Raw genomic sequence first — 25622 nt, forward strand, 5'->3', positions numbered from 1 at the left:
CCGCGCTGTTGACCACCGTCAGGGCGACCACGAGACCACCCCGGCCCCCGCGGCGGGATGGCCCCGTGGTCGCCTTCGTCATTGCCGGCCCCCCGTTGAACCGCTAGTCCTACCGGAAAAGACATCCGTCGCCGGGAGGGACTAGGGACAGGATGGAAGAGATTTCGATCCAGGACACGACCAACAAGAAGAACCTGCTGCTTCTTGTCACCCTGCGATGGCTGGCGGTCGGCGGTCAGGTGGCGACCATCGCCATGGCCCAGGCCTGGTTCGATATCGAACTGCCCGTCATTCCCATGGCCGGTGTGGTCCTGTTCCTGGTCCTGCTGAACCTGGTCAGCCTGTACCGCAGCCGCACCAGCCCGCACATCGCCAACGGCGAACTGTTCCTGGGCCTGCTGCTGGACGTGGCCGCCCTGACGGTTCAGCTGTACCTCAGTGGCGGCGCCACCAACCCCTTCGTCTCCCTGTTCCTGCTGCAGGTCATCCTGGGGGCCGTGCTGCTGCAGCCGGCCCTGACCTGGACCCTGGTGGGGCTGACCAGCGCCTGCTTCGTCGGCTTGACGGCCTACCACCGCGACATCGCCCTGTTCTCCCAGGGGCTGGCCTCGGCCGGGGGCGCCTGGCCCCGGGTGTTCGACCTGTACCTGGCCGGCACCTTCATCTGCTTTCTGCTGGCGTCCGTGCTGGCGGTCAGCTTCGTCACCCGCATCAACGGCAACCTGCGCCAGCGGGACGCGCGCCTGTCCGATCTGCGGCAGAAGTCGGTGGAGGAGGACCACATCGTGCGCATGGGGCTGCTGGCCTCGGGTGCCGCGCATGAGCTGGGCACGCCGCTGGCCACCCTGTCCGTCATCCTGAACGACTGGCAGCACATGCCCGCCAATGAACGGGACGCCGAACTGCTGGATGATGTGGCGGAGATGCAGGCGGCGCTGGCCCGCTGCAAGGAGATCGTGTCCCGCATCCTGCTGACGGCAGGCGAGGCGCGGGGCGAAGGGGCGGAGCGCACAACCCTGGTGCGCTTTCTGGACGCCGTGGTGGCGGACTGGCGCCGAGCCCACGCCGACCGCGCCATCGACTACACCAACCACATCACCGACGATGTGGCCATCGTGTCCGACACCGCCATCAAGCAGAGCCTATTCAACGTCTTCGACAACGCGTTGGAGGCCAGTCCCGCCTGGGTGGGCATCGATGTCGCCTGCCATGACGGCCTGCTGACCGTCACCGTGCAGGACCGGGGGCCGGGATTCGCGCCAGACATCCTGGCCCGTTTCGGCAAGCCATACCAGTCCACCAAGAACAAACCTGGTCGCGGCCTGGGCCTCTTCCTTACTGTGAACGTGGCGCGCAAACTGGGGGGGCGGGTAACCGCCGACAACAACCCCGCCGGCGGCGCCACCGTGGAGCTGCGTTTGCCCATCGAGTCGCTGGTGATCGAGGATGCCGATGACGGACGATAACCTTATTGCCGATGAGGACGCCCCCGTCCTGCTGATCGTGGAGGACGACCCCTCCTTCGGCCGGGCGCTGAAACGGTCGTTCGAGCGGCGGGGGTATCATGTGGTGAGCTGCGACCGGGCGGAGGCCCTGCCCGACCTGCTGACCAATGAGGCCCCCGACTTCGCCGTGGTGGATTTGAAGCTGGCTGGCGCCTCCGGCCTGGAATGCGTGAAGATCCTGCACGCCCATGATCCGGAGATGAAGATCGTGGTGTTGACCGGCTTCGCCAGCATCGCCACGGCGGTGGAGGCGATCAAGCTGGGGGCCTGTCACTACCTGGCCAAACCGTCCAACACCGACGACATCGAGGCCGCCTTCGGCCGCGCCGAGGGCGACAGCGGCGTCAGCCTGACCACCCGCGCCACCTCCATCAAGACGCTGGAGTGGGAACGCATCCACGAAACCCTGGCCGACACCGGCTTCAACGTCTCGGAAGCGGCCCGGCGCCTGGGCATGCACCGCCGCACCCTGGCTCGCAAGCTGGCCAAGCAGCGTGTAAGTTGATAGCAGTTGACGGCACAACTTTGCTCGGTTGGAAATAGGCCCCGCTAAAAAGCGGGGAGGTGTCATGGATCTGTTCAGCCTGGCGGGCAAGCGGGCGCTCATCACCGGATCGACACGGGGCCTGGGCCACGCCATCGCCCTGGAAATGGCCCGCGCCGGCGCGACGGTGGTCATCTCCAGCGAAGTGCCGGACGATTGCGCCCAGGTGGCGGCGGCGTTCGGAGCCCAGGGGTTGAGCGCCCTGGCCATTCCCTGCGACGTCAGTGACGACGACGCCTTGGACAACCTGGCGGCCGCCGTGGAAAACCACCTGGGCGGCGTGGACATCCTGGTCTGCAACGCCGGCCTGAACCTGCACCACGGCCCCAGCGCCACAACGCCGGACACCGCCTACGACCGCGTCATGGCCATCAACCTGCGCAGCGTCTTCCGGCTGTGCAACCACGTCGTCCCGGCCATGGCGGCGCGGGGCGACGGCGCCGTCATCCTGATGTCCAGCCTGTCCGGCCTGCGCGGCAACCGTAGCCTGGGCGTCTATTCCATGACCAAGGCGGCCCTGGCGCAGATGGCGCGCAACATGGCGGTGGAGTACGGCCCCGGCAATGTGCGGGTTAACGCCATCTCCCCCGGCCTGATCGATACCGACCTGTCGGCGGTGTTCAAGGCCGACCCGGCCCGTTTCGAGAGGCGTATGGCCCAGACGCCCCTGCGGCGCATGGGCACGCCGCGCGAAGTCGCCGGTACCGCCGTCTATTTGGCTTCAGCCGCCGGCGCCTTCGTCACCGGCCACAACCTGGTGGTGGATGGCGGTACACTGATTACGGATTGACCGGCATCGGGGGGATGTTCAGACCGCCAGCGCACCGCCGGCGGGCCCCGCCGGCCCGTCCAGCACGGCGTCCGGCGCCGCGCGCCCGCGTAAATGGCCCAGTAAAGCACCCGCGATATCCAATTCCGCCGTCGTTGGCCCGGCGTCGAACCGACTGGAGAAGCCTGCCAGCAAGTCCGCCGCGTCGGTGGCCAGCCCCTGACGGATCTGCAGCCGGGCCAGGCTGATCCCCAGCCGCAGCTGCCAGGACAAGGTTCCTTGACCATCCGCCATGGCCAGGGCTTGGCGATAAAGGGCCTCTGCCGCCTCCCCCTCGCCAAGGCGCACCAGCATCTCGCCGCGCAGACGCATCAGTTCCGGCTGGGCCCAACCTTCCTGGTTGGCCTGGGCGCGGGACAGCGCGGCTTCGACCATCGCCAGCCCGCCGGCCAGATCGCCGGCCCGGGCCAAGGCCAAGGCCGCCTCCCGCACCAGGACGCCGTAGCGGGGGTGAGACAGGTCCCCCAGGGCGGCCATCCGGACGCGCAACTCATCCAGCATGGGGGGCGCTACCCCGTCTCCGGCGAATTTCAAGCGCAGGATCAAGTCCAGGCACCGCGCCCAGGGCTGCCAAATCATCAGGCCATGCCGGTCCGCCAGCGTCAGCAGTTGGTCGTTGTGTCGCCGCGCCGCTTCCCAGTCGCCCGTCAGCATGGCCAAAGGGCAGGCCGACTGCCCCAGCACCAGACAAGAAGTATAGGCATGGTCCATCGCCGCCGCCTGCTCCATGCAACGGCGCAACTGCTCCATCCCCTGGCGCACGTTCCCCTGCAACCAGAGCATGCCCGCCAAGGTGCTGCGCGCCGCGATTTGCTGGTCCAACTGGAAACGGATGCGCTGCCCCGTGGCCGGCCCGCCTTCCGCCAGGTCCAGCGCCGCCTCCGTATGGTGCCGGGCGGCCATCTGGTTCCCCAGCACGTGAAACGCGGCACCTACCATGCGCTCCGCCGCCGCCAGCGCGAACCGGTCGCCACCGCTTATCGCCTCAATCCGCATGGCCGCGGCCAAGTCCAGCGCCTGGCGCACATTCCCCTGATCAAAATGGATGGAATAGAGTCCCACCTGGGCCTGCTGCCGGGCATGCTGGTCGCCCAGCGCGGCGGCGGCGGCCAGGACCGCCGTCCACATTCGTATCGCTTGCGGCGGCGGCTCGGCACCCGTCACGGTGATCGCCGTGGCCTGCAGCACATGCAGGTCGAGGCTTTGCCGGTCATCGGCGAAGGGCTGCGGGGCAGCCAGCGCCCGAGCCGTCCAGCGCTGGCATTCCGCCCACAGGGATTGGCACTTCCATAACGGCGCCACCGCCAGAACAAGGGCGCGGCCCATGCCGATCCCACCATCGCCGGCTTCCCCGAAGAACCAATCCAGGGCCTCCCGGATATTATCCAACTCGGCCCCGTGGCGGGGCAGCATCTCATCAGCCGGACGGGCCGACCATGCCGGCAGGATCGCCTGGAACCGGCGCAGGTAATGGGCGGCATGGGCCGCCCGTGTCTCCGCCCCCAGGCCGCTGGCCTCCAGCCATTCCCGCGCGTAGGCGCGCACGGTGTCCAACAGGCGATAGCGCACCTCCGCCCCCCGGCGGTCGGCCAACACCAGGGACTTGGCCACCAAATCGTCGACGACGTGCCCGCTGGTGCCCTCGCCGTCCATGTCGGCCGGAGGCACGACCGCCACAGCGGCTGCCGTGTCAAAGCCACCGACGAACACCGACAGCCGGTTCAGCGCCGCCCGCTGCGCGCCGGATAGCAGGGCATAGCTCCAATCGAAGGCCGCCCGCAGGGTTTGATGGCGCGGCGGGGCCGTGCGGCGCCCGCGCACCAACAAGCCTAGGCGGTCGTCCAGCCGGCGTGCCACACCGGCGATGCCATAGGCGGCCACCTGACCCGCCGCGAGTTCCAAGCCTAGGGGAATGCCGTCCAGACGCTGGCATATCTCCGCAGCCGCCGGTGCCTCGGCGTCGGTCAGCGTGCCGCCGGACGCCGCCATTCGCGCCGCGAACAGTTGCACCGCGGAATGCGCGAGCGCCTGGCGGGCGCCCAAACCTTCGGCCCGGATGGGCACCGCCAGTGGCGCCAGGCGGTGGACCTGCTCCCGCGCCAGCCCCAACGGTTCCCGACTGGTGGCCAGGATGTCGAGACCGGACGCGCCGGCCAACAGGGTGTCGGCCAGCGCCGCGACCGCCGCGATCACCGGCTCGCAACTGTCCAGTACCAACAGCATGCGCCGGGGCTTCAGGAAGGCCAGGAGGGCCGGAACCGGGTTGGCGGCTTGGATATGGGGCGCCAGGCGGGCGGCCACGGTGGCCGGCACCAGACCGCCCTCCCCCACGGTGGAAAGGTCCACCAGGGCCACGCCGTCGGGGTATCGCCCGGCCACGGCCGCCGCCACGGCCAAGGCCACCGTCGTCTTGCCCATGCCGCCGGCCCCGGCGACGGTCAGCAGACGCTGCCGGCCAAGACGCCCCGCCAGCATGGTTATGGTGTCATCCCGGCCCAGCGGCCGAGCAAGCTGCCGCGAGAGGGCGAAGGCGGCGAAGGCCGGGGCCGACGGCGCAGCCCTGCCCGCGCCCTCTTTCAACACGTGGGCGACAAAGCGGTAGCCCTGACCCGGCACCGTGCCGACATAGGGGCCGTCGTCGCCATCCTGGCCCAGGGCGCGGCGCAGATTCGCCATCTGGACGCGCAGATTGTTTTCCCCCACATGCAGGCCCGGCCAGACGCGGCTTTCCAGTTCCGCCCGACCCAGCACCGCCCCCGCCCGTTCCACCAGCGCCAACAGCAGATCCAGGGCGCGGCCGCGCAAATCGATGGGCTGCCCCGCCGTCAGCAGCCGGCGGGCCGGATAAAGGCTGTATGGGCCGAACCGGTAGACGGTTTCTGCCGACGGTGTTGTCGTTGCTTGTTCAGGCATGGACCAAGCCGGGAGTGGGCTGCGGGGCCAATCCGAACAAAGTTGGTTAATAAAGGCAACTATTCCCCAGACACCCTATACGCCTGCCTTAGATGGAACCGCGTTCAGCCAGCTCCAGTGTCCAGGGGGCGGAGCCGGCGGTGAAGCGGTGCGCCAGGAAATCCAGCAGCACCGCCACCCGGGCGGCGCGCGGGCCGCCCGCCGGCGTCACCAGGTTGATGGCCAGGGGTGGCGGTGCCCAGTCGCGGCAGGCGACCACCAGACGGCCGTCGCGCACCGCCTCCCACGCCAGGAAATCCGGCTGCATGGCCACGCCCAGCCCGGCCAGCAGCGCGTCCTGCAGCGCGTCGGCGTTGGTCGCGCTCAATGGGCCCTTGACCCGCACCGATTCCTCGGTGCCGTCCAAATGGACGAAGCGCCAGGTCTCCCCCGTCGCCAGGTAACTGTAGACCAGGCAGGCGTGGTCCTTCAGGTCGCGCGGCCGGGCGGGCATGCCGCGGCGGGCGAAATAGCTGGGCGCCCCGACCACCCAACGCCGCACGGGGCACAGACGCCGGGTCATGAGGCTGGAGTCCGCCAGTTCGGCGATGCGCAGCGCCACGTCCACGCCCCCCGCCACCAGATCAACCAGCCGGTCATCCAGCTGCAAGTCCACCGTGACGTCGGGGTAGGCCGCCAGGAAGGCCGGCAAGGCCGGCGCCACATGGCGCACGCCGAAGGACATGGGGGCGGCCAAGCGCACCCGCCCGTGCGGCTGGCTGGACTTGGCCTGGGCCTCCGCCTCCACCGCCTCCCCCTCCGCCAGGATCTGGGCCGCGCGCACCGCCAGCACCCGCCCCGTCTCGGTCAGGGAGAAGCGGCGGGACGTGCGGTGGATCAGCCGTTCACCCAGCCGTTCCTCCAACCGTTTCATCGCCTTGGAGACGGTGGCGTTGGAGACGCCGAAGTCACTGGCGGCGGCGGCGAAGGACCCGGTTTCCGCCACCTTGGCGAAGATGGCCCAGGCCTCAAGGTCGGGGATGGGCATGCGGGCTCTCCAGCATCACGACATCAAAAATGGAAATGATGAAGTTCCATAGTTTCTATTTTCGCCAGCGTCAACCGGGACCATCTTAGGTCCTGTCAGCGGCGCCCACCGACGCCGCGCCGAAGATGAAAGCAAGGAGCTTTGTCATGATTGAACGTCGTCCGTTCGCCAAGCTGGGTGGCGCCAACCATGGTTGGCTGAAGGCCAAGCACCACTTCTCGTTCGCCAGCTACTACGACCCGGCCAACATGGGCTGGGGCAGCCTGCGGGTCTGGAACGATGATGAGATCGCGCCCAAGTCCGGCTTCCCGCCGCACCCGCATGCGGATATGGAGATCATTACCTATGTCCGCGACGGCGCCATCACCCACCAGGACAGCCAGGGCAACGAAGGCCGTACCGAGGCCGGCGACGTGCAGGTGATGTCGGCCGGTTCCGGCATCCGCCACGCCGAATACAACCTGGAGAACGAAACCACCCGCATCTTCCAGATCTGGATCCAGCCGGAGACGCGGGGCGGCACACCCTCCTGGGGGGCCAAGCCTTTTCCCAAGGCCGACCGGTCCGGCAAGTTCGTGACCCTGGCCAGCGGCTTCACCAATGATGAGGGCGCCCTGCCCATCCGCGCCAAGGCCCGGGTGATGGGCGCCACGGTGAAGGCGGGCGAGCGGGTGACCCTGACCGTCGATCCCAGCCGCCATGTCTACCTGGTTCCGGCCACGGGCGTGGTGGAAATCGACGGCGTCCGGATCGAGGCCCGTGACGGCGCCGCCATCACCGACCAGGCCACGGTCGAGGTGGTGGGTGTGGAAGACGCCGAGGTGGTGCTGGTCGACGCCGCCTGACGCGTATCGGGGCGCCGCCGCAGCTGGCGGCGCCCCGGCCCTCGGCCCCGTATCACCGCCCCATGGGGTTGGAACGGCGCGGCGAGGCCCTAAATGCTTGATGCTGGCCGCCGATACCGGCGGCTCCTGGCGATAGTCGTGCAACCGTTCAAGACGGGGGCAACTCTACAAGACAGGAGCGAAACGGGCTGTTACGCCCCACGCATCCTCACGATCCACGACGGGAGTTCCGACCCATGAGCACCAAGCCGAATTTCCAGGGCGTCCCAGGCGCGCTGACGCCGCTGCTGGCCGACATGTTCGCCCTGTACCTGAAGACCAAGAATTTCCACTGGCACATCTCCGGCCCGCACTTCCGCGAATACCATCTGCTGCTGGACGCGCAGGCGGCGGAGATTTTCGCCACCACTGACGCCATCGCCGAGCGCGTGCGCAAGGTGGGCGGCACCACCCTGAAGTCCATCGGGCAGATCGCCAAGCTGCAGCGCATCAAGGACAACGATGCCGAGAAGGTGGGCGCCCTGGACATGCTGCGCGAGCTGCACGAGGACAACGTCACCCTGGCCGGCATCCTGCGCGAGGCGCATGAGGTTTGCGACGAGGCGGGCGACGTCGCCTCCGCCAGCCTGCTGGAAAACTGGATCGATGAGGCGGAAGAGCGCGCCTGGTTCCTGAACCAGACCATCACCAAGGACTGATGCCCTTGTTCCGGCCCGCTTTTCTTTCGGCCGGTTCATCATTTCAGCGCACAAACAGCCAAATCGCGTTCAACCCTGCAAGTCACCGGCCCCCGGTCGCCCCTACCTTGGGCGCCGTCGGGGGCCGGGTCCCGGTTCCGGACACACCAAGGAACAGCAGGGTCATGACTCTGAACACCCGCATCTCCCCCTCCCCAGCCAGCGATGGCCAGCCGGCCGCCGATGGCGAGCCGAACACCGCCCGCCGCGCCGTGTTGATGGGCGGCGGCGCCCTCGCCGCCCTCGTCCTGCCCGGCGGCGCCGCGACGGCCCTCGCCGCCCCCACCGATACCGTTTCTCCCGCCACCGGTCCGCACGCGGCCGATCAAGGAACCCATGCCATGAGCTTCATCACCACCAAGGACGGCGTCCAGATTTTCTACAAGGACTGGGGTCCCAAGACGGCTCAGCCCATCGTCTTCCATCACGGCTGGCCGTTGAGCGCCGATGACTGGGACAACCAGATGATGTTCTTCCTGGCCCACGGCTACCGCGTCATCGCCCATGACCGCCGCGGCCACGGCCGCTCCACCCAGACCGACACCGGCAACGAGATGGACACCTACGCGGCCGACGTCATCGCCCTGGCCGCCGCCCTGGATCTGAAGAACGCCATCCACGTGGGCCATTCCACCGGCGGTGGCGAGGTGGCACACTATGTCGCCCGCGCCGAAAAGGGCCGCGTCGCCAAGGCCGTCCTGATCGGCGCCGTTCCGCCCATCATGGTGAAGTCCGACAAGAACCCCGGCGGCCTGCCGCTGGAGGTGTTCGACGGCTTCCGCGCCCAACTGGTGGCCAACCGCGCCCAGTTTTACCGCGACATCCCGGCCGGCCCCTTCTACGGCTTCAACCGCGCCGGCGCCAAGGTCTCGGAAGGCGTGATCAACAATTGGTGGCGCCAGGGCATGATGGGTGGCATCAAGGCCCACTACGACTGCATCAAGGCCTTCTCGGAAACCGATTTCACCGAGGACCTGAAGAAGATCGACGTGCCGGTGCTGATCCTGCACGGCGACGACGACCAGATCGTGCCGATCGCGGACTCCGCCCTGCTGTCGGCCAAGCTGGTCAAGAACGGCACCCTGAAGGTGTACAAGGGCTACCCCCACGGCATGGCCACCACCCATGCCGACGCCATCAACGCCGACCTGCTGGCCTTCATCAAAGGCTGATCCGAAGAACCGCCGGGGGCGCGGTCTACGCCGCGTCCCCGGCGGCGGCGTCTTCCGCTGGGTTCCCGCTGGCCGCAGTCCCGTTGCCCGCAGTCCCGTTGCCCGCAGTCCCGCTGGCCGCCGCGGGCGGGCACGCCAGATAGACCATCAGCGACGCCCCCGGCATCGACGGCAGCGCCAGGGGTACGAAGTCGTATTCCTGCCGGCCCCGCACCGGATGGTTCACCCACTTGCGGCCGGCGCATAGTGCCCGCACCTCCTGCCCCGGCCATACCCGGCGGAAGGTTTCGCTGGCCGCCAGCAAATCGTCGATCAGATCCCGGAAGCGCGGGTCGTTGGCATGGGCCGCACTCTGCCCCCGGAAGATGGAGGCCAGCGCGCGGGCGGTGGCGTTCCAGTCCGCCCGCTCCTCCGGCATCGGGGAACGGGTGAAATAGCGCCACAGCATGTTGCGCCCATAGGCCGGCGCCGCCGCATCGAAGCGGAACAGGTCGGCCGCCCCCTGATTCCAGGCCAGCACATCCCAGCGCGCATCCACGATATAGGCCGGATCCGGCTCCAGCCGGCGCAGCAGCGCCAGCGACTGCGCATCCACCCCGTCGCTGGCGCCTTCCAGGCGGGCGGGGGGCCGCCGACCCGCGAGGGTAAACAGGTGGTCGCGCTCCACCGCCGTCAGCCGGAGGGCGCGGGCCAGGTTGGCCAGCACCTGGTCGGACGGGCGCACGTCGCGCCCCTGTTCCAGCGCCGTGTACCAGGCGGTGCCGATGTCGGCCAACTGCGCCACCTCCTCCCGCCGCAAGCCGGGGGTGCGCCGGCGCCGGCCAACTGGCAGGCCGACAGAGGCCGGATCCAGATGCTGGCGCCGGTCACGCAGGAAATCGGCGAAGGCCGTGTTGCCGCCGGCGGCGGCGCCGTTGGCCAAGGAGGGACCGTCCATAGCCTGATAGTCTCAATAGTAGGATAACCAGATTCTTCTTATAGGATATGGGATCGATCATCTTCAGGTCCAGACCGGTCGGGCACAGCACAGCGCCCATGCCCCCAACCCCGCCCCCAAAAGCCTGGAGAATGACCATGACAAACACCCTTCCCACCGATTCGCGCGTGGCCCTCGTCACCGGTGCCAACAAGGGCATCGGCCTGGAAATCGCCCGGGGCCTGGGCCGTCAGGGCATCACCGTGCTGCTGGGCTGCCGCAACGAGGCGCTGGGCCGCGATGCCGCCGGCCACCTGACGCAGGAAGGCCTGCACGCGCACGCCCTGACCCTGGACGTGACCGACGCGGCCTCCGCCCAGGACGCGGCGGGGCGGATCGCCCAACGCTTCGGCCGGTTGGACATCCTGGTGAACAACGCGGGCATCGCGGCGCGGGAAGAGGCCGACGCCGCACGCGAGGGCAAGCCCCTGGTGGACGTGGAGGTGATGCGGCGCGTCTATGAAACCAACGTCTTCGGTCCCGTCGCCGTGACCCAGGCCATGCTGCCGCTGCTGCTTCAGGCCCCCGCCGGGCGCATCGTCAACGTTTCCAGCGGCCTGGGCTCGCTGACCAATATGAGCGATCCCAGGCATCCGTACGCTGGGCTGGCCGTCCCGGCCTATGCCTCATCCAAGGCGGCGTTGAACGGCATCACGGCGCAGTTGGCCAAGGTGCTGAAGGACACGCCCATCAAGGTGAACAGCGCCTGCCCCGGTCACTGCGCAACCGACCTCAACCGCCACAGCGGGCCGCGGACGCCGGCGCAAGGGGCGGTGACGCCTATCCGTCTGGCGCTGCTGCCGGCCGATGGGCCGACCGGCGGCTTTTTCAACGACGAAGGCGCCTTGCCCTGGTGACGGCGCCCTGGTAACGGCGCGCCGGTGAGACGCGGCACCGGATCGGCGGGTGGCGACCTCGCCGATCCGGTGCAGCTTAACTGGAATCCGGTTACGCACCTTAACCGGACGTGACCGTGGCTTTCAGGTTCAGCGTGCCAACGGGCGACGTGCCGTAGCAATTCTCGGCCGCCCAGGTGCAGCCGGCGCCGCTGACCATGTCGAAGCCGCCGCCGGACTGGCGCATCAGCACGTGGCCGGCGGCGTTGCCGTTCACTTGCGCCAGCCGTGACTTGCCGGTGGTGGCCATGGCCCCGCCGGACGACTGGTCGCAATTGTCCAGCACCGTCAGGTTACTGAACCAGCCGCGCACCATGTAGGTGGCCCCGCCGCCCTCATTATAGCCGGTGCAGTTGCGCAGCCGCATCTGCACCAAGCCGTAGACATGGGCGCCGTTGGGGTCGCCCGGCGACAGCGACCGGCAGTTGTTCTCGAAACCCACCTGCTCGATGGCCGCACCGCTGGAGGTGCCGTTGTTGTAGTAGAAGCCGTAGCTGCCGTTATCGCGGCAGTAACCGCCAAAGATGCGGACGTCGGTGGTGCCGCCGTACGTCGAGTCAAAGTTGGTGGCCATCATTCCGCACTTGGTATTCTGGGCGAAGAAGCAGCCCACCACGGTGATGGCGGAGCAGACGCCGCCCTTGGACTGGGCAAAGACGGCGCCGTTCTGTTTGCAGTCCTGGAAGAAGCAGCCGACCAGCAGGGATTCGAAGACGTTGCCCTCGAACAGCAGGCCATTCAGACCCGCGCCTTCGATGCACAGCCCGTCCAGCGTGACGTTGTAGAAGAAATAGGAACTGCCGTAGGCGATGATGCGCAAGCCGTTGCCGTCCTTGCCGCTGCCCAGAATCTTCATGGCGCCCAGGATGCGGAAGTAGCGGACGGTGTTGACCGCCTGCAGGCTCATGATGTCGGTGCCGTTGGTGATGGTCGACACCAGCGTGGCGCCCTGCGCCTGCAACCCCCACGGCCTGCCCGCGTCCTGGGTGGACACGAAGGAGATGGTCTTGGCGATGGCGTAGGTGCCGGCCGGCACGATGACCATCAGGCCCTTGGTGGCCGCCGCCGCCAAGGCCTTGGAGAAGGCGGCGCTGTCGTCGGTGACACCGTCGCCGATGGCACCGTAGTCATAGATGGTGGGGGTGGCCTTGGCCGTGGCGGTTTGCGCCACCTGGACGTTTCCCTCCGCAACGGCCCCCCCGGCCTGATCGGGGGCTGATGCCGCGCCCGCGCGCGCGGCGGCCACCGTAGACAAGCCGAAGGGCAGCGCGGCACCGGCCGCGATCAAATGTCGGCGATCCATGACTTACCTCGCTGAAGAACAATGTGTCCCGCCGCTGCCCCTGTTGAAGCCTGAATTTCCTGGCCGTTTAGGAAGTTCCAGCTTAAGGAGCGCTAGACCTATGGGGGAAGAGGGCGGCAGCTCTCTTTCGGCGGTGCCGTATCAGAATTCACCGACATGTACAGTCTCGCAAGACCAAAACGACACCAAGAGAAGTAGCATTCGGCATACCTCGGACAGCAAATATCTGGCCATTTTAGGCCAATTCCATGCACCACTGGAGGCATAGGCGGGTTTTAGTCATATACCGCACTGCAATAGACATATGCCACCCGCGCCATGTGACGAAACTGTGTTCGCCGAATGCCCAATGGCGGGCACACGCCACTGCAAGGCATTGTTCCCCTGCTTGCAAACGGCACCAACCCGTTTGATAGATTGCCTTTATGTTAAATTGTATGTAATCACCACTTGCTCAATCGGTATCGACCTAACCAAACAGTTCCGTCCAACCAGTAGCCTTTCGGTAGGAAACAAGCGGCCGGCCCCACGCCACGGTGATGCCATGATCCCGTGCGACTAACGGGGCGGACGACTTCTTAACCATAAAAAAAGGCGGCGGCCCCAGCCTACCGGGGACCACGGCCTTCGAAGGCAGGCTCCCCGGGAGGGACCACCCCATAGATGCGCGTGACCGGCCCCTTGGCTTCACAGCCGGAGGGCGGGCTGACGGAGGTCGTCCCTTATGGAGGTTTTTTGTGGTGTGCGCAAAACTTTGGCATCGGGCAGGCCTGGTCGGGCTGATGCTGCTGTCAGGCTGCACCGCTTGGCTGCCGCCATGGGAGCAGGCCAAGCCCGCCCCCCAGAAGATCGCGGTCACCCGACCGGCCCCCACCCGCGCCAAGGCCCCGGCGGCCCCCGCCGCCAGCGGGACCGCCTCGACGGGTGACACCGCCCGCGTGGCGGCCGCCCGCCGCACGCCCCCCTCCCCCATCCCGTCCCAGACGACACCAGCGGCGGCCAGTGCCGCCGTGGCGTCCGATGTCGACCTGGTGGGTATGGACGAATCCCAGTTACAGGCCTTGATGGGTCCGCCCTCCTCGCAGCAGGACTTGTCCCCGGGGAAGGAATGGCTCTACCGCCACGGGACTTGCACCGTCGACCTGACACTGTACCCCGACATCAAGACGCAGGCTTACCGCGTCCTAAGCTATGAGGTGACAAGTGACAATGACACCGGCGACCGCAAACGCTACTGCCTGGCCGACCTCCGGTCCGTGGCTCAAGCCAAATGATGTCCTGCCGACCGTGCCGGCCCGCGTGGTCCTTGTCGATGATGACGAGGCCTTCCGTGAGGCGGCCACGGGCGAACTGGAGGACCTGGGCTTCACCGTCACCGGCTTCGCCGATGCGAAGTCGCTGATCAACTACCTGGCCAGCCCCGACGGCTCGGGCCTGGATGACGGCGCCGCCGACATCCTGGTCATCGACTGGTGCCTGGAGCGCACGCTGGGCATCGACCTGCTGCCCGACCTGCGGCGGCGCGGCTGCCGCATCCCGGTCATCTTCCTGACCGGCATGTCCATGCCCGCCAACGAGACGCTGGCCCTGGATCGCGGCGCGGTCGACTTCATCGACAAGACCCGCGGCATGTCCGTCCTGGCCCGCCGCATCCGCCTGATCCTGCAACCGCCCGTGGCCGCCGCCCCTACCCCTACGGCTAAGTCGGGCGATGAGATCGTCTGCGGCAAGCTTACCCTTAAGCCTAAGGTCAACCGAGCCTTTTGGCAGGGTCGCGACGTGATGCTTACGGTTACCGAATTTAGTATCGTCGAGTTCATGGTGGCCAATTTGGGCGAGCACGTCACCTACCGGGCCATTTACGACCGCGTGCATTGGAGCGGGTTCGTCGCCGGCAGCGGCGAGGATGGCTTCCGGACCAACGTGCGCTCGTCGATCAAGCGGATCCGGAGCAAGTTCAATGCTATCGATCGTGGCTTTGCGGAAATTGAGAATTTCGCGGCCTTCGGCTACCGATGGCGTGACCCGGCAAGCGTCGATGCCACAGCGTCTGAGATGGGCCGCCCGCAGGATATCCGGATCACTCACGGTTAGACTGGGCTTCCTGCTCGTCATCTTCGCCGCCCTTCCCTTCATCCTCTACGGCCAGTTCGAGACGGCGGATCGCAAGGAAAGGGAGATTGTCACCAAGAACCTGCGGTACAGCAGCTGGCTCATCGCCCAGGCCTTGAAGCCGCTGCTGAACCGCGAAAGCGGCCCGCCCACCGCGTCCTTGAACGAGGAGCTGGCCAAGTACGGCGGTGACGGCACCAACCTGAAACTGATGTTCCAGCCCAAGGGTGGGGCCGCCGGCCAGGACGGCGGCTTCTACTTTTTGGCCTCGGCGCCCAAGGTCGGCGCGGCCGACCTTGGCGCCATCCTGGACAACCTGCAGCGCCACGGCATCGTCTCGCAGGTGGCGGAAAGCTGCACCTGGGACAAGCCGGTCGACATTCGCTATACCCAGCCCACCGGGCATGAGGAGATCCTGACCTCCGTCGTGCCCATCCAGAGCCGCTGGGGCTGCTGGGTCCTGGTTTCCTCCCACGTCACGTCGGAGTTGCTGGCCACCGCCATCGGCCGCCCCTACTGGCAGACGCCGCAGGTGCGGCTGTCGTTGATGCTGTACCTGGCCGTGGCCGTCATCGCCCTGCTGACCGCCCTGTCCGTACGCCGCCACATCCGCCACTTCCGCCACGTCGCCCGTGAAATCCGGCAGGGCCGTGTGGCCGGCAACACCTTCGCCAGCCGCAACGCCATTCCCGAACTGGACAGTGTGGCCCGCGACTTCGACGGCTTGGTGCACGACCTGCACCATGTGGCCGGCGTCATTCGTCAGACGGCGGAGGACAACGCCCATTCCTTCAAGGGGCCGGTCGCCACCATCCAAGCCTGCCTGGAACCGCTGAAGCGCCTGATCCCGGCGGAGCACGCCCGGGGCAAGCGCGCCGCCGAATTGATCGAGCTGTCGCTGGACCGGCTGAAGGCGTTGATCTCCGCCTCGCAATGCCTGGATAACACCATGGCGGACATGATCGAGTCCCCGCGCGAGGCGGTGGACCTGACCCAGATCGTGGCCGACATCCTGAAAAGCTACCGCGAGGTGCTGGTGGCGCGACAGATCCGCCTCAGCCGCCAGTTGCCCCCCGACGTGCTGGTCCGCGCCGGCAAGGTCGCCCTGGCCGTGGTGGTGGAGAACATCCTGGACAACGCCGTCAGTTTCACCCCCGACGCGGGCGCCATCGCCGTGCGCCTGCAGGAGGAGGACGGCGTCATCAACCTGACCATCGAGGACAGCGGCCCCGGTATCGACCCGGACAAGATCGACAACATCTTTGATCGCTATTTCTCCCTGCGCCCGCCCGATCACGCCCGCCGCGACGCCAAGGCGGGATCGCCCGGCCACGCCGGCCTGGGCCTGTGGATCGTGAAGCGCAATGTCGAGGCGCTGGGCGGCACGGTCACCGCCACTAACCGCATCGGTGGCGGCCTGAAGGTCCACATCGTCCTGCCGTCCGCGACGTAAATTCCCGTCAACACAGCTCTTAAGGGAAAATCGTGGCGATGATCGCTCTCCATTATAGTGTGGCGCGCCGTCATCGCTCGCTTTAGTTGTGATCGCTTGACAACCACACTTGGAGCGGCGTCGGACACGGGGGGGGCGTATCGCCACGAGCACGAGCCCCGACATCCTGCTGGTCACCACCGACCAGTACCGCTTTCCCCAGCCTGGCCGCGCTGCTGGCCCGGCTGGAGGCGCGGGACCTGCCGCCTCCGGCGCCCCGACCCCCAACCACTTCGCCCATAACGTGCAGCGTCGCCCCGAAACGGGCGGCGTTGCCGCATCTGCGCCAGCGTGACGCACCCGCTCTTGAAAGCGGACACCACCGTCCTACCCTTCCTAGGCGTAAAGGCGGAGGCCCGATGCGCCTGGTGGCCTCCTGCAAATCTCCCGGCCACGGCTTGGTCACTGGCCCCGGTTCGGCCTGCCCCGTAGCGTCATCTGCAAAGGTTCCCACCCTGAAGCGGAGCGGTCATAAAATGCATGACGTGACGGAGCGCGTGTCCACCCGAGCCCTGCGGACCACGCAAATCCATCCGGTTCTTCTGTCCGGCGGCGCCGGCACCCGGCTGTGGCCCCTCTCCCGGGCGATCCATCCCAAGCAATTCCTGGCCCTGACCTCGGACCGAACCCTGTTGCAGGAGACGGCTGCGCGCAGCCTGGGCGACGCCGGCTTCGCCGACCCCGTCGTCATCTGCAACGAGGAACACCGGTTCATGATCCACGAGCAGTTGCACGGGATGGGGATCGAACCGCAGACCATCATCCTGGAGAGCGCCGCCCGCAACACGGCGCCCGCCATCGCCGCCGTCGCCCTGTGGTTGATGGACCGCGATCCCGACGCCCTGATGCTGGCCCAGCCCTGTGACCATCTGATCGGCGCGCTACCCGACTTCTACCTGGCCGTGGCCAAGGGCGTGCCGGCGGCGCAGGCCGGCCATCTGGTCACCTTCGGCGTCGTGCCCGACAAGCCGGAAACCGGCTACGGCTACATCCGCACCGGCGCCCCGCTGGCGGGCGTGGACGGCGTGCGCGCGGTCGAGCATTTCGCCGAGAAGCCCAATACGGAGACGGCGGAGCGCTATCTCGCCAGCGGCAACTACCTGTGGAACAGCGGCATCTTCCTGATGTCGGCCCGCCAGTACATCGCCGAGCTGGAGCGCCTGCAGCCGGACATGGTGACCGCCGTGCGCGAGGCCATTTCCGCCGGCAAGGAGGATAATGGCTTCTTCCGCCTGGATGAGGCCTGCTTCACCGCCGCCGCGTCCCTCTCCATCGACCATGCGGTCATGGAGCACACCGACAAGGCCGCCGTCATCCCGGTGGAAATGGCCTGGTGCGATGTCGGGTCCTGGCGGTCCCTGTGGGACGTCAGCCACAAGGACGATGCCGGCAATGTCGAGCAGGGCGACGTCATCCTGCAGGACGTGAAGAACAGCTACGTCCACTCCGACGGCCGCCTGGTGGCCGCCATCGGCGTGGAGGATCTGGTGATTGTCGCCACGGACGACGCCGTGCTGGTGGCCGACGCCGCCCACGCCAAGAACGTGGGCAAGGTGGTGGAGCAACTGCGCCGCCGCAACCGTTCGGAGGAGACCCACCACACCACGGTCTACCGGCCGTGGGGCTATTACCGCGCCGTGGACGTCGGCTACCGCTTCCAGGTCAAGCGCATCATGGTGAAGCCGGGTGCGCGCCTCAGCCTGCAGAAGCACCACCACCGCGCGGAACATTGGATCGTCGTCCAGGGCACCGCGCTGGTGCAGCGCGACGGCGAAAACCGCCTGGTGCGGGAGAACGAGTCCGTTCACATCCCCATCGGCATGGAGCACCGCCTGGAGAACCCCGGCAAACTGCCCCTGCACCTGATTGAAGTGCAATCTGGCGCCTATCTGGGCGAAGACGACATCGTGCGTCTGTCCGATACCTACGGCCGCGCGTGAGCGCGGCCCCATTTTCCCGGGACCCAACCCGGGGAGAGGGAGCCAATTGACGCGGAAACGGGCGGGGAACGGGGGGCAACCCGTTTTTAAACCAAGACGCGGTCCCGCAAGGGCAACGCGCCAAGCCCGAGGTCAAATCCGATGCCTGAATACCATCGACGCCATCCCATCCCGTCGTTCGGGAGGGTGATGTACGATCGCCCTCTCGCCCGGCTTCACCCGGCCGCGGAGACGACGGAGGCCGGCGGCCTGAAACGGCGCCTGCTGCTGGCTGCGGCCGGGCTGGCGCTGACCGGCGGTCTGGCCGCCGTCCCCGCCAACGCCCAGACGGAAACGTCGCCGGACGACACGGTGGCCACCCGGCAGCACCCCGAATTCGATCCGCCGGGCATCCGGATGGGTGGCTTCATCCTCTATCCCAGCGTCACGCTGGACGAGGTCTTCGACAGCAACATCTATGCGACGCAGGGGCATGACACCAGCGACCTGATCACGGTGCTGCAGCCCAAGCTGGAGCTGAAGTCGAACTGGAACGTGCACCAGTTGAACCTGCACGCCAGCGGCGACATCGACTGGTACGCCCAGCACAGCCGCGAGAACTACGCCAACTACGACATCGGGGCGGACGGCCGGCTGGAGGTCTACCACGACGCGTGGATATCCGGCGGCGCCGACTACAGCCTGTGGCACCTGCCCCGCACCTCGCCCAACAACATCGTCGGCCAGGCCGACCCGACCGAATACAACCAGGCCTCGGCCAGCGTGGTCGGGCACAAGGAATTCGGCAACCTGTTCGTCGAGCTGGGCGACAGCTACAACCGCTACGACTTCGCCAACGCCCAGACCTTCGATGGCCGCACCATCCTGTGGGAACGCCAGAACCACGATGAGAACGAGGTCAGCGTCCGCACCGGTTACACCATCCAGGGCCTGTATGAGCTGTATGTGAAGGGCGCCTACAACACGCGCAACTATGACAGCACGTCGGACATGAGCGGGTTCAACCGCAATTCCAACGGCTACACCGTCCTGGTCGGCGGCAAGTACAACCTGACGGGCATCACCTCCATCGACCTGTTCGCCGGATACCGGTCGCAGGACTATGACGACGTCCGCCTGGGCACCTTCTCCGCCCCCACGGGCGGCGCCAAGATCACCTGGAACGTGACGCCGCTGACGACCGTGACCGGCGAGATCACCCGCGACATCGATGAAACCATCGTCGTGGGGGCGGCCGGCTATTTCGCCACCAAGGAAACCGTGGCGGCGGACCATGAATTGCTGCGTAACCTCATTCTTCACCTGCAGCTAAGCCATGAGGCCGACGATTTTCAAAATATAGGCCGAACAGATGATGTCTATGGCGTTGGTCTTGGCGCGAAATACATGATGAACCAAATGACCGCCATCAACGTCCGCTACAACTACCAAATCCGATCGTCTAATGGCACCGGAATCGGGTACGCGGATCACAACATTTTGGTTGGCTTAACCCTTCATCTGTAAGGGAATACTGACTGTATCCATCGTGATCACAGCGCAGGCGGGGGCGGCCCCCGTTTGATCACAACCGCCGCCCCCCACTTTTGATAAAACTATCGTGTGAGCCCCACGAAAAACGGGCCGTCACCACAAGTCCCACAAACGAGACCCCGGCGCCTAGGCGGCCGGGCTGCCTCCGATCAAGCAGAAGGTGCCGGAATGCTGCCTTCCCGCCTCCCCCGCAAATCCTCGTCCCGGCTGGCCATCCTGGCGGTCGTGGCCGGGGCCTTAGCGCTTCCCTACGCGGCTTACGCCCAGAACGCCGGCCAGCCGCCGGCGCCCAACGTCACCGCTGGGGGTGCCGCTGGGGATGCCATTGCCAGCAACGACCCGGCGTCCAAGCCCGGCGCGCCCGCCGGTCCCAATATGGGTGGTCCCGGCATGGGTGGTGGCGTCGCCGCCGCCGACTATCAGCTGGGCCCGGGCGACCGGGTGCGCATCACCGTGTTCGGCCAGCAGGATCTGTCCGGCGAGTACGCCGTCGATGGTACCGGCACCCTGTCCTTCCCCCTGGTGGGCCAGGTGCACGCCGGCTCGCTGACGGCAGGCCAGTTGGGCAAGGCGCTGGAAGGCAGCCTGTCCCCCAACTACATCAAGAACCCCCATGTGAGCGTGGAAGTGCTGAGCTACCGGCCCTTCTACATCCTGGGCGAGGTCAAGACCCCCGGCAGCTACGCCTACGTCTCCGGCATGACGGTCCTGAACGCCGTCGCGCTGGCCGGCGGGTTCACCTACCGCGCCCGTGACGACGACTTCCGTCTGCAGCGCACCGCCAAGGACGGCAGCAAAACCCAGGTCGACGCCGAACCGACGACGCCGGTCCAACCCGGCGACGTCATCACAGTCCGGGAGCGCTATTTCTGATGACTTTGCCCGAGCAGCCCCGCGCCCTGGGTGGTGGTCCCATCCTCCCCCGGCGCCTCACCGCCGCCCCGCCGGCCCCCCGCCCCGTCTACATGCCCCCGCCGCAGCAACAGCAGCGGGACGTGCTGGACACCTACCGCAAGATCTGGGCGCACCGGCGCCTGGTGCTGGCCTGCACCATCGGCACGGCCCTTCTGGCCGGCATCGTCGGCTGGAGCATGCCATCGCGCTACACCTCGGAATCCCGGGTGCTGGTGGGCGTACCGCAGCCCTCGCTGGAAGGCATCGGCCCCACCATGGCGTCCATGACCTTCAACGCCGAGCGGGTGCAGAGCGAGGGGCTGGTGGCCCAGTCGCGCGAGCTGGCCCAGAAGGTGGTCGACCGGCTGCACCTGAACGACGATCCGGAGTTCAATCCGGACGCCAAGACAGCGGCGCCGCAGATCCCGGCCTGGGCCCGGCTGCTGCCCACCAGCGTGGCGGAATGGCTGACCAAGCCCAAGGCCAAGCCGCCGGAAACGCCGGAACAGCAGGCCCGCACGGCCGCCATGATCAACAACCGCACGGTCGACATCCTGCTGTCCAAGCTGGACATCGCCACGGTCGGCCGTTCGGATGTCCTGAAGATATCCGCCACCACCCGCGATCCGGAAACCGCCTCGCTGGTCGCCAACGCCGTCGCCGACGCCTACCTTGCGGAACAGCGCGACGTGAAGGTCGGCACCGCCAGCCGCGTCGAGGAGTACATGGAGAGCCGCATCGCCGACCTGCGCAAGCAGGTCGATGATAGTGAGCGCGCCATCGAGGACTACCGCAAGCAATACGGCCTGTACGATCAGCAGAACGGCACCGGCATCATGGGCCAGCGCCTGACGGAGCTGAACACCCAGCTGATCACCGCCCAGACCGCCAAGGCCGACGCCGAGGCGCACCTGAACGACGCCCAGAACCTGATGCGCCAGGGCATCACCGGCGACAGTGTGCCGGAGGTGCTGAACAACCCGCTGATCCAATCGCTGAAGCAGCAGCAGGCCGCCGCCGAGCAGCGCTTGGCCCAGCTGTCCGCCACCTACGGCGACAAGCATCCGCAGGTCACCGACGCCAAGGCGCAGATCGCCGACGCCCAGCGCAAGATCAAGGCGGAGATGCAGGGCATCATCAACGGCCTGCAGAACGTGGCCCGCACGGCCAACGCCCGCTACGCCGCCGTGCTGCGCGACTTCAACGAGGCCAAGGGCTCCTTGGGCTCCGACAACCAGAACGCCATCCACCTGGAGGCGATGGAGCGTGACGCCGCCGTCAACCGGCATCTGCTGGAGACCATGCTGACGGAAGAGAAGCGTCTGATCGGCCGCCAGCAGCTGGAGGCGCCCGACGCCCGCGTCATCTCCCGCGCCACCCCGCCGGTGTCCGCCAGCTATCCGCCCAAGGCCCTGATCCTGTTGCTGGGCACCCTGGTGGGCGCTGTCGCCGGCATGCTGATCGCGCTGTTGATGGAGGAGGCCGACCAGACCTTCCGCCAGAGCAGCCAGATCGAAAGCGCCACGGGCATCCCGGTCGTGGCCCTGGTGCCGGAGGTCAAGGGCAAGTCGCCCACCGCCCAGGTGCTGCGCGAGCCTGTGTCCCCCTTCGCCGAGACCCTGCGCAAGATCCACATCGCGCTGGAGTTGTCGGAGATGGAGTACAGCCCCCGCACGGTGCTGCTGTCCTCCGCCGCGCCCGGCGAAGGCAAGAGCGTCATCATCGCCGCCCTGGGCCGGCTGCTGGCCAGCCACGGCCGGCGCATCCTGATTGTGGATTGCGACTGGCGCTCCCCCTCGCAACACAAGCTGTTCAACGTGTCGAACAAGCACGGCCTGGCCTCGCTGCTGACCGATGACAGCGTGGTGCTGGACGACTGCATCCACCACGATACCCTGTCGGGGCTGGAGCTGATCACCGCCGGCCATTGGACGTCCAAGGACACCCGCATGCTGACGTCCGACCGGATGCGGGTCCTGCTGCAGACCTTCGCCAAGAACTATGACCTGGTGCTGATCGACACCGCACCGGTGCTGGTGGGGGCCGAGGTGCTGGCCATGTCGCGGATGGTCGACAAGGTGCTGTTCACCGTGCGCTGGGACCACACCCGCCGCAACGCCGCCCTGCAGGCCCTGCGCCAGCTGGTGGAGGTGCAGTGCGACCTGACCGGCGTAATCATGTCCCGGGTCGATCCGCGCCGCTACCGCCAGTACGGCTACGGCCCGCTGAACTACGACTACGCCCGCCCCCTGGCCGATCACTTCGGCTGAGCCACTCTGGTCAAGGCCACTTCGGTTAAGGATAGCCCCATGGAGCAAGAGGCCCTGCGTGACTTGCCGCCAGAGGGGGTGAAGGGGATGGATCTTCCTCCTTCCTCCGTCCCCTCCCCCCAGGCGGCCCTTTTGACCCGCGCCTATCCGCCGGAGCTCATCGGCTCTGCCCCGCAGTGCGCCGATCTGGCGGAATGGCTGACCCGGCTGGGCTGCGAGACCACGGTGTTCACCGGCCTGCCCTATTATCCGGGCAACGAGGTCTTCACCCAGTACAAGGACTTCAAGGGCGGTCACGAGGTGCTGAACGGGGTGCGGGTGGAACGCCTGCGGGCCATGATCCCCCGCAAGGGATCGGCCAAGGCCCGCATTCTGGCCGAGGCCAGCTTCCTGCTGGCGGGGCTGTGGGCCCGCGCCTCGGGCCGGCTCAAGCCCAAGCCCCTGGTCATCAGCCTCTGTCCTTCCATCCTTACCGTCGCGCTGGGCTGCCTGGTCCGCCAGCGCGACGGCCGGCATGTCGCCATCATCCATGACATCCAATCCGGCATGGCCCAGGGGCTGAACATGGTGTCCAGCGGCGGCCTGGTGAAGGCGATGCGCTGGTGCGAGCGCACCGTGCTGAACCGGGTGGACCTGATCGTCGTGCTGACGGACCACATGGCCGAACAGCTGCGGGACCTGGGCGTGACGCAGGACATCGAGGTGGTGCCCATCTGGGTCGACACCGACCGCCTGTATCCCGAGACGCCCAAGGTACCGGCCAACGACGGACCGGCCATCATCCCGGCACCCAAGATCGCCGCCCGGCTGCTCTACAGCGGCAACTTCGGCCTGAAGCAGGGCCTGGGCCAGGTCCTGTCCATGGCGGAGGAGTTGCAGCGCCAGACCGACGACGTGGAGATCATCCTGCGGGGCAGCGGCGCCCTGCGCGCCACCCTGGAGGAGGAGATCGCCGCCCGCGCGCTGCGCCGGGTCCGCGTCACCGGCCTGCTTCCCCCCGACCAGCTGCGCCAGGGCCTGACCGAGGGCGACATCCACCTGGTGCCGCAGGAGCCGGAGGCCGCCGCCTTCGCCATCCCGTCCAAGATTTTCAACATCATGGCGGTGGGCCGCCCCTTCGTCACCACGGCCAACCCGCACAGCCCCCTATGGCACCTGCGGGAACGCAGCGGCGCCTTCATCTGCGTACCGCCCCACGACACAGCGGCCTTCACCGAGGCCGTGCTGCGCCTGGTGCGGGATGCGGGCCTGCGCCGGGAACTGGGGGAGCGCGGCCGGCGTTTCGTGGAACAGCACTATTCCCGGTCCCACGTCCTGGGGGGATTGGTCCGGCGATTGGACGCGCTCTATGCCAAGTAAGTCCCCAGCAGGAGCCCAGGCCAGACCCCTGGCCGAGGGCCCCCGCTCCTTCGTCATCTTCGAGCCGGACGCGGAGGGCCACCCCTGCGAGTGGCTGAAGCACCTGATGCACTTCGCCGCCTCGGACAAGCGGGACTACCGCGTCACCTTCGTCGTGGCGCGCGAACTGTATGACGAGTTGGCGGCCGATGGCGCCGCCAGCCGCCAGGATCGCGTGCAGGTGCTGGCGCTGGAGCCGTCGGAGCAGGCGCTGTGCCGCCACCCGCTGCTGCCGGTGCGCGGCTTCGCCCGCTGGTGGGTCATGCGCCGGTACCTGGAGCGCACGGGCTCCGAGGCCGGGCACTTCCTGTCGCTGGACCATTTGACCCTGCCCCTGGCGTTGTCGCTGGGCGCGCGGGGCCGCCGCCTGTGCGGCATCCTGTTCCGGCCATCGGTCCACTACCGCGCCCTGGGCAGCTATGAGCCCAGCCTGAAGGAATGGCTGCGCGACGCGCGCAAGGCCCTGCTCTACCCCCTCATGCTGCGCAATTCCGCGGTCCATCGCGTCCTGACGCTGGACCCGTATTTCCCGACCTACGCCCACGACCACTATGGCCAGGGGGGGAAGGTGCGCACCGTGGTCGATCCCGTCCATCCCTTCGTGAACGAGACGGCGGAGGAACGGTCGCTGGCCGACAGCATGCCCACCGATCGCGTCACCCTGCTGCTGTTCGGATTCTTGAGCGAGCGCAAGGGCGTGCTGTCCTTGCTGGACGCGTTGTGCCAACTGCCGGCGGAGGCGGCGGCCAAGGTGGGCGTCATGATCGCCGGCAAGGTGGACCCCGCCTTGCGCGACCGGGTATATGCCGCCCTGAAAAAGGTGATCCAGGAACAGCCCGAGCTGTGGATCCACCTGGAGGACCGCCGCCTGACCAGCGGTGAGATCAACGCCCTGATCAAGGAGGCGTCGGTCGTGCTGGCCCCCTACCAGCGCTTCGTGGGGTCCAGCGGCGTGCTGCTGTGGGCGGCGCAGGCGGGCAAGCCGGTGCTGACCCAGGATTTGGGCCTGCTGGGCTGCTTGGCCCGCACCCATAGGCTAGGTCTCGCGTTGGATACCACCGATAGCGAAGTCCTCTCCAAAGGCATAGAATATATATCGGAGAGCGACACCCGTAGCTATTTCGATCAAGAGGCGGCGGCCAATTATATCCGTCATCAGAGTCCTCAGAACTTCGCTTCCGAAATATTCTCCAGCCTGATGGGCACTCCCTGATCGGAGTATTTCCGGGATCAATT

At 67.3% G+C, this 25622-nt stretch carries 20 protein-coding genes; 16 read left to right on the forward strand and 4 right to left on the reverse strand.

Translation table 11 applies throughout. From position 1 onward, the window contains the following. Positions 1–152 precede the first annotated feature (152 nt). From FBZ89_RS04340 to FBZ89_RS04350, 3 genes are all read left to right on the forward strand, one after another. Entirely contained in the window at positions 153–1466 is a 1314-nt protein-coding gene (locus FBZ89_RS04340) for an ATP-binding protein (RefSeq protein WP_145748785.1), read from the forward strand. Next, positions 1453–2010 carry a response regulator transcription factor gene (locus FBZ89_RS04345; protein WP_145748786.1) on the forward strand — a complete coding sequence of 186 codons (558 nt, stop codon included), beginning with the start codon at positions 1453–1455 and terminating at the stop codon, positions 2008–2010. Before FBZ89_RS04340 ends, FBZ89_RS04345 begins: the two co-directional genes overlap by 14 nt. Positions 2011–2074: 64 nt before the next feature. Further along, complete coding sequence (locus FBZ89_RS04350) at positions 2075–2839, forward strand: SDR family NAD(P)-dependent oxidoreductase (protein ID WP_145748787.1); 765 nt, start codon at positions 2075–2077, stop codon at positions 2837–2839. An 18-nt stretch (positions 2840–2857) separates the two neighbouring features. On the opposite strand, the gene FBZ89_RS04355 is transcribed toward FBZ89_RS04350, so the two are convergent. After that, positions 2858–5791 (reverse strand): ATP-binding protein, encoded by a 2934-nt coding sequence (locus tag FBZ89_RS04355; RefSeq protein ID WP_145748788.1) that lies wholly within the window; start codon positions 5789–5791, stop codon positions 2858–2860. An 88-nt stretch (positions 5792–5879) separates the two neighbouring features. After that, positions 5880–6818: a LysR family transcriptional regulator gene (locus FBZ89_RS04360; RefSeq protein ID WP_145748789.1), complete on the reverse strand. Its 939-nt coding sequence runs from the start codon at positions 6816–6818 to the stop codon at positions 5880–5882. Between the two features lie 146 nt (positions 6819–6964). Here FBZ89_RS04360 and FBZ89_RS04365 point away from each other — a divergent pair, with 146 nt between their 5' ends. From FBZ89_RS04365 to FBZ89_RS04375, 3 genes are all read left to right on the forward strand, one after another. Further along, the gene (locus FBZ89_RS04365; protein WP_145748790.1) at positions 6965–7663 is read left to right on the forward strand and encodes a pirin family protein; all 699 of its coding nucleotides are present in this window, start codon (positions 6965–6967) and stop codon (positions 7661–7663) included. Between the two features lie 236 nt (positions 7664–7899). Beyond that, positions 7900–8361: a Dps family protein gene (locus FBZ89_RS04370; protein ID WP_145748791.1), complete on the forward strand. Its 462-nt coding sequence runs from the start codon at positions 7900–7902 to the stop codon at positions 8359–8361. A 164-nt stretch (positions 8362–8525) separates the two neighbouring features. Beyond that, on the forward strand, positions 8526–9572 hold the full coding sequence (locus FBZ89_RS04375) for an alpha/beta fold hydrolase (protein ID WP_425465951.1): 1047 nt from the start codon (positions 8526–8528) through the stop codon (positions 9570–9572). 25 nt (positions 9573–9597) lie between these two features. Here the strand turns inward: FBZ89_RS04375 and FBZ89_RS31850 are convergent, their stop codons facing one another. Next, positions 9598–10509 carry a helix-turn-helix transcriptional regulator gene (locus FBZ89_RS31850; RefSeq protein WP_145748792.1) on the reverse strand — a complete coding sequence of 304 codons (912 nt, stop codon included), beginning with the start codon at positions 10507–10509 and terminating at the stop codon, positions 9598–9600. Positions 10510–10646: 137 nt separating this feature from the next. On the opposite strand from FBZ89_RS31850, the gene FBZ89_RS04385 reads away from it, so the two are divergent. Continuing rightward, positions 10647–11405, forward strand: coding sequence for an SDR family oxidoreductase (locus FBZ89_RS04385; RefSeq protein WP_145748793.1), 759 nt, complete (start codon positions 10647–10649; stop codon positions 11403–11405). Between the two features lie 100 nt (positions 11406–11505). Here the strand turns inward: FBZ89_RS04385 and FBZ89_RS04390 are convergent, their stop codons facing one another. After that, positions 11506–12747: a glycosyl hydrolase family 28-related protein gene (locus tag FBZ89_RS04390; RefSeq protein ID WP_145748794.1), complete on the reverse strand. Its 1242-nt coding sequence runs from the start codon at positions 12745–12747 to the stop codon at positions 11506–11508. A gap of 782 nt (positions 12748–13529) precedes the next feature. On the opposite strand from FBZ89_RS04390, the gene FBZ89_RS04395 reads away from it, so the two are divergent. From FBZ89_RS04395 to FBZ89_RS04435, 9 genes are all read left to right on the forward strand, one after another. Then, entirely contained in the window at positions 13530–14021 is a 492-nt protein-coding gene (locus FBZ89_RS04395) for a hypothetical protein (protein WP_145748795.1), read from the forward strand. Next, positions 13957–14841 (forward strand): response regulator transcription factor, encoded by an 885-nt coding sequence (locus FBZ89_RS04400; protein ID WP_145748796.1) that lies wholly within the window; start codon positions 13957–13959, stop codon positions 14839–14841. Before FBZ89_RS04395 ends, FBZ89_RS04400 begins: the two co-directional genes overlap by 65 nt. Further along, complete coding sequence (locus FBZ89_RS04405; RefSeq protein ID WP_186457193.1) at positions 14786–16312, forward strand: sensor histidine kinase; 1527 nt, start codon at positions 14786–14788, stop codon at positions 16310–16312. Before FBZ89_RS04400 ends, FBZ89_RS04405 begins: the two co-directional genes overlap by 56 nt. 515 nt (positions 16313–16827) lie before the next feature. Continuing rightward, positions 16828–18291 (forward strand): mannose-1-phosphate guanylyltransferase/mannose-6-phosphate isomerase, encoded by a 1464-nt coding sequence (locus FBZ89_RS04410; RefSeq protein WP_145748798.1) that lies wholly within the window; start codon positions 16828–16830, stop codon positions 18289–18291. 189 nt (positions 18292–18480) lie between these two features. Then, the gene (locus FBZ89_RS04415) at positions 18481–19797 is read left to right on the forward strand and encodes an outer membrane beta-barrel protein (protein ID WP_186457194.1); all 1317 of its coding nucleotides are present in this window, start codon (positions 18481–18483) and stop codon (positions 19795–19797) included. A gap of 195 nt (positions 19798–19992) precedes the next feature. Beyond that, a complete protein-coding gene (locus tag FBZ89_RS04420; protein ID WP_145748800.1) occupies positions 19993–20697 on the forward strand; it encodes a polysaccharide biosynthesis/export family protein in 705 nt (234 codons plus the stop codon). Then, entirely contained in the window at positions 20697–22988 is a 2292-nt protein-coding gene (locus FBZ89_RS04425) for a GumC family protein (RefSeq protein WP_145748801.1), read from the forward strand. The genes FBZ89_RS04420 and FBZ89_RS04425 overlap by 1 nt, the downstream gene beginning before the upstream one ends. A 39-nt stretch (positions 22989–23027) precedes the next feature. Further along, a complete protein-coding gene (locus FBZ89_RS04430; protein ID WP_145748802.1) occupies positions 23028–24347 on the forward strand; it encodes a glycosyltransferase in 1320 nt (439 codons plus the stop codon). After that, entirely contained in the window at positions 24337–25599 is a 1263-nt protein-coding gene (locus tag FBZ89_RS04435) for a glycosyltransferase (RefSeq protein WP_186457195.1), read from the forward strand. The genes FBZ89_RS04430 and FBZ89_RS04435 overlap by 11 nt, the downstream gene beginning before the upstream one ends. Positions 25600–25622: the final 23 nt, after the last annotated feature.

Source organism: Nitrospirillum amazonense (assembly GCF_007828045.1).
Lineage (GTDB): Bacteria > Pseudomonadota > Alphaproteobacteria > Azospirillales > Azospirillaceae > Nitrospirillum > Nitrospirillum amazonense_C.